General features: G+C 75.7%; 4 protein-coding genes. 2 read left to right on the top strand and 2 right to left on the bottom strand.

The window, feature by feature from the left end; translation table 11 throughout:
* Positions 1-143: 143 nt before the first annotated feature.
* Together hrpA and GD970_RS16275 are read right to left on the bottom strand one after the other, a co-directional pair.
* Positions 144-4,529, bottom strand: a complete 4,386-nt coding sequence (gene hrpA / locus GD970_RS16280; protein WP_152203954.1) for an ATP-dependent RNA helicase HrpA — start codon at positions 4,527-4,529, stop codon at positions 144-146.
* A gap of 104 nt (positions 4,530-4,633) precedes the next feature.
* Complete coding sequence (locus GD970_RS16275) at positions 4,634-5,110, bottom strand: hypothetical protein (RefSeq protein ID WP_226925402.1); 477 nt, start codon at positions 5,108-5,110, stop codon at positions 4,634-4,636.
* 196 nt (positions 5,111-5,306) lie between these two features.
* Here GD970_RS16275 and GD970_RS16270 point away from each other — a divergent pair, with 196 nt between their 5' ends.
* Both GD970_RS16270 and GD970_RS16265 read left to right on the top strand, forming a co-directional pair.
* The gene (locus GD970_RS16270) at positions 5,307-6,002 is read left to right on the top strand and encodes an alpha/beta hydrolase (protein ID WP_152203953.1); all 696 of its coding nucleotides are present in this window, start codon (positions 5,307-5,309) and stop codon (positions 6,000-6,002) included.
* A gap of 12 nt (positions 6,003-6,014) precedes the next feature.
* Positions 6,015-6,536: an ASCH domain-containing protein gene (locus tag GD970_RS16265; protein WP_152203952.1), complete on the top strand. Its 522-nt coding sequence runs from the start codon at positions 6,015-6,017 to the stop codon at positions 6,534-6,536.
* Positions 6,537-6,807 lie beyond the last annotated feature (271 nt).

Here is a 6,807-nt window from a genome sequence, read left to right as displayed (position 1 = left end):
GTCGCGCTCCGCGCGAGCCTTGACCCCGACGCCTCATGCCCGACGCACCCTCAACTACGCGAAGGGGACCAGACCGCCGGTCACCAACCCCCTTGACTCACCACGCTCCTTCAGGGATGACGTCTCGCCGGAGGGCGGGGGTGTCAGAGCTCGGCGAGGGCCTTGCGGATCCGCTTCTCCGAGACCTTGATCGGCGTGCCGAGCTGCTGCGCGAAGAAGCTGACCCGCAGCTCCTCGAGCATCCAGCGCACCTGCTCGAGCCGGTCCCGCCGGGCCGGGTCCGGGGCGAGCCGGTCGGAGGCCTCGACCGCCGCGTCGTAGGCGTCCTCGAGCTCGCCGACCTTCCACGCCAGGTCGGCGTCCTGGTGGACGTTGACCTGCGCCCGCTCGATGCGCCGCTGCGCCGCCTTGAGGTAGCGCGGCAGGTGCACCAGCTGCCCGGGCGGGGTGGCGGAGACGAACCCGGGGTGGACGAGCCGGGCCACCTGGTCGCGCACGTCGGTGAGCGTGTTGAGCAGGGCGATCGACGAGGCCGACTTGATCGTCGCCTCGAGCTCGCGGTGCGCGTCCAGGGTGGTGACGACCTGCCCGATGACCCGGTACACCCGGTCCTCGAGGGCGGCGCGCACGTGCGCGACGAGCTCGCGGTACCGGTCGGCGTCGACCACCTGGTGCCCGCCGTGCGCCGCGGTCCACTCGTCCACCAGCGCCCCGACCGCGGCGAGCTGGACGTCGGCCACCAGGGCCTCGGTGGCCGGGTACGGGCTGGCCGCCAGGGTCAGCGCCTCCTTGCCGGTCCACCGGCTGGTGACCCGCGGGGTGTTCAGCGCGGTCTCGGTCAGCACCAGCCGGCGCAGGCCGAGCCGGTGCGCGCCGGCCTGGCTGCTCGCGTCGGCGAGCACCCGCAGGGACACCGTGGGCGCCGCCCCGCGCGGGCCGGGCACCTCGACCAGCGCGGGGTAGCCGCGCACGACCAGGCCCTGCGCGCCGGTGGACTCCACCTGGCGCGGGATGACCCCGTCGGGGACCTCGGGCCAGGTGGTCAGGTCGTCCTGCTCGGGCAGCATCGGGAGGACCGCCCCCGCGCCCGCCCCACCTGGGGCAGCAGCGGCTCCCGAGGCGACCGTCCCGCCGCCGGTCGCCCCACCGGCCCCAGTCGTGCTCGAGGCCGCGCCACCGCCGCGGGCCTGGGCCTCCTCCATGGCCACCCGGACGGCGCCGCGCACGGCCGCGCGCACCGCCTGCTGGGCCTGCGGGGCGAGCTCGCGCTGCAGCGCCACCAGGTGCTTGCCCTCCGAGAGCACGGCGCCGCGCTCGGAGAGCACCCGGAAGGTCATCCGCAGGTGGTCGGGCAGCTTCTCGTCGTCCCAGGCGTCCTCGGGGATCTCCACCCCGCGCAGCCGGCGCACCGCCGCGGCGAAGGCCTCGTGGTAGGACGGCGCACCCGGCGGGGCGGGGGCCACCTCCGCCCAGGGCGGGAGCAGCTCGACGACCTGGCGGGCCACGTCCGGGGCCGGCACGAGCTGGACCCGGACCTTCTTGGGCAGGGCCTTGATCGTCGCCGTCGCCAGCTCGTGCGCCAGGCCGGGGACCATCCAGTCGAAGCCGTCGGGGCGCAGCCGGGAGAGCACGGCGACCGGCACGTGCACCGTCACGCCGTCGGCGTAGCTGCCCGGCTGGAACTGGTAGGTCAGCGGCAGGGTGAGGTCGCCCTGGTGCCAGGTGTCGGGGAAGTCCGCGCCGCTGACCGCGCCGGCCTCGGGCACGAGCAGGTCGAGGGTGAAGGTGAGCAGCTCCGGGTCGTCCCGGCGGGCCTGCTTCCACCAGGCGTCGAAGTGCCGGGCCGAGACGATCGCGTCGGGCAGGCGCTCGTCGTAGAACGCGAACAGCCCGTCCTCGTCGATGACCAGGTCGCGGCGGCGGGCGCGGGCCTCGTACTGCCCGGCCTCGGCGAGCAGCTCGCGGTTGCGGGCGTAGAACTGGTGGTGGGTGCGCCACTCCCCGCCCACCAGGGCGTGGCGGATGAACATCTCGCGGGCCAGCTCGGCCGCGGTCACGTCGCCGATGGGGGTCTCGCCCAGCCGCCCGAGCAGCACCGGCCGGTCGGCGACCAGCGTCATGCCGTAGAGCAGCACCTTCTCCTTGATCATCGCCGCGCCGTGCTTGGCCGACCAGTACGGCTCGGAGTACGTGCGCTTGACCAGGTGAGCCGCCAGCGGCTCGACCCACTCGGGCTGGATCCGCGCCACCGTGCGGGCGAACAGCCGGGAGGTCTCCACCAGCTCGGCGGCCATGACCCACGCCGGGGTCTTCTTCGCCAGCCCCGAGCCGGGCCAGACGACGAACCGGGTGCCGCGCGCGCCGGCGTACTCCCGGCGCCGCTCGTCCCAGGAGCCGAGGTTGGACAGCAGACCGACGAGCAGGGAGCGGTGGACGGCGTCGGCGCCGGCGGCGTCGGCGGAGCGGCCGACGGCGACCACCGCCCGGGCGGGGTCCGGCCGCCCGTCCGGAGTCGCCTCGGCGGTGGCGGCGATCTCGGTCTCGTGCGGCAGGGCCAGCGGGCGCAGGCTCAGCCCGAGCGGCTTGGCGAGCTGGCGCAGCTGGGCGACGACGTCCTGCCACTCGCGCACCCGCAGGTAGTTGAGGAACTCGGCCCGGCACATCCGGCGGAACGCCGAGCCGGACAGGTCGCGCTGCTGGGTGCGCAGGTAGCGCCAGAGGTTGAGGTAGGCGAGGAAGTCCGAGGTGGGGTCGGTGAAGCGGCGGTGCTTCTCGTCGGCGGCCTGCTGGTGCTCGCTGGGGCGCTCGCGCACGTCCTGCACGGACAGGGCGGCGACGATGATCATCGCCTCGGCGGCGCAGCCGTTCTTCTCCGCCTCGAGCAGCATCCGGCCCAGGCGCGGGTCGATCGGCAGGCGGGCGAGCTGGCGGCCGATCGGGGTGAGCCGGTCGGCGCCGGCGGCGTGGACGTCCAGGGCGCCGATCTCGTGCAGCTGCTGGACGCCGTCGCGCACCGCGCGGGTGTCGGGCGGGTCGACGAACGGGAAGCGGGCGACGTCGCCGAGCCCCAGCGCCGCCATCTGGAGGATGACCGCGGCGAGGGAGGTGCGCAGGATCTCCGGCTCGGTGAACTCCGGGCGGGCGGCGAAGTCCTGCTCGTTGTACAGGCGGATGGCGATGCCGTCGGCCACGCGCCCGCACCGCCCGGAGCGCTGGTTGGCGCTGGCCTGGGAGATCGGCTCGATGGGCAGGCGCTGGACCTTGGTGCGGGTGGAGTAGCGCGAGATGCGCGCGGTGCCCGGGTCGATGACGTAGCGGATGCCCGGGACGGTCAGCGACGTCTCGGCGACGTTGGTGGCCAGCACGATCCGGCGGGTGGCGTGCGGCTCGAAGACCCGGTGCTGCTCGGCGGAGGACAGCCGCGCGTAGAGCGGGACGATCTCGACCGCGCCGGGCACCGCCGACCGGCCGCCGGGGGCGACGTAGCGCGGGCCGAGGTGCTCCTGCAGGGCCACGTGGGCGTCGCGGATCTCCCGCTCCCCGGAGAGGAAGACGAGGATGTCGCCGGGCCCCTCGGCCATGAGCTCGGCGGCGGCCTGGACGATGCCGGTGACCTGGTCCAGCGGCTCCTCGCGGGGGGCCTGCCTGTCGCCGCGGCCGTGCCGGCCCGCGGCGCGCTCGCCGTCGTCGTCCTGCTCGGCGTCGTCGTCGGCGTCCGGGACCAGGGGGCGGTAGCGGATCTCGACGGGGTAGGTGCGTCCGGAGACCTCGACGACGGGCGCCGGCTCGAGCAGCTCGCCGTCGGGCCGGCCGCCCTCGTGGGTGCCGAAGTGGGCGGCGAATCGCTCGGAGTCGATGGTCGCCGAGGTGATGACGACCTTGAGGTCGGGGCGGCGGGGCAGCAGGTTGGCGAGGTAGCCGAGGATGAAGTCGATGTTGAGGGACCGCTCGTGGGCCTCGTCGACGATGATCGTGTCGTAGCGGCGCAGCAGCGGGTCGCGCTGGATCTCGGCGAGCAGGATGCCGTCGGTCATGAGCTTGACCAGGGTGGTCGCCGAGACCTCGTCGGTGAAGCGCACCTGGTAGCCCACCGCCCCGCCGAGCTCGACGCCGAGCTCCTCGGCGATGCGCTCGGCGACCGTGCGCGCGGCGATCCGCCGCGGCTGGGTGTGCCCGATGGTCCCGGTGATCCCGCGGCCGAGCTCGAGGCAGATCTTCGGGATCTGCGTGGTCTTCCCCGAGCCGGTCTCGCCCGCGACGATGACCACCTGGTGGTCGCGGATCGCCGCGGCGATCTCCTCGCGCCGGGCGGAGACGGGCAGCTGCTCGGGGTAGGTGATCCGCGGCAGGGCGGCCTGGCGGGCGCGCAGCTGGTCGGGGGTGAACGGGCGGAAGCCGTGGCGCCCGTCGCCCGGTCCCCGCCGCTCCCGGCCGCGCTCGCCGCCGCGCCCGCGCCGGCGCCGGGGGGTGCGCTCGCCCGACGGCGCTCCCGCCGCCGTCGTCGTCCGCTCGTCCTGGTCGCCGCTCACGATGTCCCATTCTCACCGATGCGCCCCGGGCCCCGCCCCACCGCACCGCTCACAGCGAAACGGACGACGTCACGCACGGCGGCCGGCGCCCGCGCGGCGCCGGCCTACGCCTCGCTCGGCCACGACCGCAGGGTGGCCGTCGCCGCCGCGGCGAAGGCGAGGTGGGGGACGACGTCGGCGGCCCAGTCCTTGGCCGCCCAGGTGCGCGGGTCGGTGACGCCGAGGGCCGTCATGGGGCCGTTCCCGGCGATCATGGCGAGCACCCACGACAGCGCGAGCGTCCCCGCCGCGCCGCGGGGGTGGCCGGTGGCCCGCACCGCGCCGAGCACGGCGCCGGCCCCGACCCCGGCCGCCGAGCCCAGCAGCGAGCCGAGCGCGGTCCGGCGCGCGTCGCGCTGGGCGTCGTCGCCCGGGATGTCGACGTCGAGCAGGTCCGCGGCCCGGTCGACGGTGCTCTCCGGCGTGCTGCTCGCCGGCCGGCCGCGCAGGACCATGTCGAGGTAGGTCGCGGCGTTCAGCGCCGTGGTCCCCGCGGCGCCGGCGATCAGCCCCCGGCCCAGCGCGGTGGTCAGTCGTCCCACGATGACGTCCTCCGTTCGTGTGCCCTCCCGGCATGGGATCGCACCGCGGCGCGCCGTGCCACTCGGGCGGCCGGAATGCGGGGGAGCGGCGGCGGGTTGCCCCGAGGGTCGCGCCGCGGCCCGTCGTCCCGTCCCCGGCCACCGCGCGGCCCGTCCTTCCCGGGCCCCCGCGGCCCACCCCTGACCAGGAGCGTCCATGCCCGTGCCCGTCATCGATCCCGACGTCGTCCTCTGGTCCGCGCCGCCGGCGGACCGCGCCGGCCGCCCGCTGCTCGTGCTGCTGCACGGCTACGGCTCCAACGAGCGCGACCTGTTCGCGCTGGCCCCGCACCTGCCGCCGACGTACGTCGTCGCCTCGCTGCGCGCACCCGGGACCAACCAGTTCGGGCACGAGTGGTTCTCCCTCGACGGGGAGCTGGCCGGCGCCCGGGGGCACGAGCAGAGCGCCGTCACCGACCGGCTGCGGGAGGACGGCGCCAACGCCGCCGCCCGGGCCGTGCGCGCCTGGCTGAGCGGCCTCGGCGAGAGCTTCTCGTCGGTGGCCCTGGGCGGGTTCTCCCAGGGCGGGGCGATCGCCACCCAGGTGCTGCGCCAGGACCCCGAGGGGGCCGCGTTCGTCGTCAACCTCTCGGGGTTCGTCGCACCCGGCGAGCTCGACGGCGACGCCGTCCTCGCCGAGCGGCGCCCGCCGGTGTTCTGGGCCCGCGGCGCGGCGGACCAGGTCATCGCGCCGTTCCTCGTCGAGCGCGCCGAGCGGTGGCTGCCCGCCCACGCCACGCTCACCCGCCGGGTCTACCCGGGCCTGGGCCACGGGATCTCGGGCCAGACCCTCGCCGACCTCGTCGCGTTCCTCGACGAGCGCGCGGACGGCGGCGCCGGCCCGGCGACCTGACAGACTCGGCGCATGGACACCACCCCGCCGGAGGACGAGGCCGTCGAGCGGTTCTGGGCCCAGGCCCGCAAGGTCGCCGGGTTCACCCGGCTCGACGTCGTCGTCGGCGAGAACGAGGTGGCCGCGCTGACCCCGCCGGCCTGGTCCTTCGGCACGAACGCCGAGGAGGCGGACGAGCTCCTCGCGCTCGTCCTGGCCGGCGTCAAGACCGCGACGTCGAGCGCCCGCTGGGAGTGGGAGGCGGAAGGGGAGGAGCTGCCGCGCCCCGGGGACCTGTCGATCATCTGCGACGGCGCGGGCGAGCCCCACGTGCTGGCGCGCACCACGGCCGTCGAGGTCGTGCCCTTCGACCAGGTGCCCGCCGACCACGCCGCCGCGGAGGGCGAGGGCGACCGCACCCTCGAGCACTGGCGCCGGGTGCACGAGACCTACCTCCGGCAGGTGCTCGGCGCGTACGGCAAGGAGCTCACCGCGGACACGCCCGTCGTGCTCGAGCGGTTCACGGTGCTCTACCCCCGGCGGCGCCGCCGGTAGGCGGCCCCGTCGTCTGCCCCGGAACGCCGACGGCCGGCTCCACGCCCCCCTGCGCCGTGGAGCCAGCCATTTCGGTCAAACTGAGTCCAGTGTGGGGGTGGCGCGGCCGACGCGCATCTCGGGACGAGCGGACCGCGTGGAGACGGCCGTCCTCGTGAGCCACGCGCGATGACCGCGACGCGACCGGCAGGGTCGTTCCGCCTCCGCGGCAGGCGTGGGCCGGCGGCAGTTTCGGCCCACGAAGTGTTGATATCCCGCCAGTTCTGGGTCT

Source organism: Georgenia thermotolerans, assembly GCF_009193185.1.
Taxonomy (GTDB): domain Bacteria; phylum Actinomycetota; class Actinomycetes; order Actinomycetales; family Actinomycetaceae; genus Georgenia; species Georgenia thermotolerans.
This window is presented reverse-complemented; position numbering and strand designations above follow the sequence as displayed.

Bases quoted from the DNA above. Each gene is read 5' to 3' on its own strand.
- GD970_RS16265 (WP_152203952.1), top strand. From the start codon at position 6,015: ATGGACACCACCCCGCCGGAGGACGAGGCCGTCGAGCGGTTCTGGGCC.
- GD970_RS16270 (WP_152203953.1), top strand. From the start codon at position 5,307: ATGCCCGTGCCCGTCATCGATCCCGACGTCGTCCTCTGGTCCGCGCCG.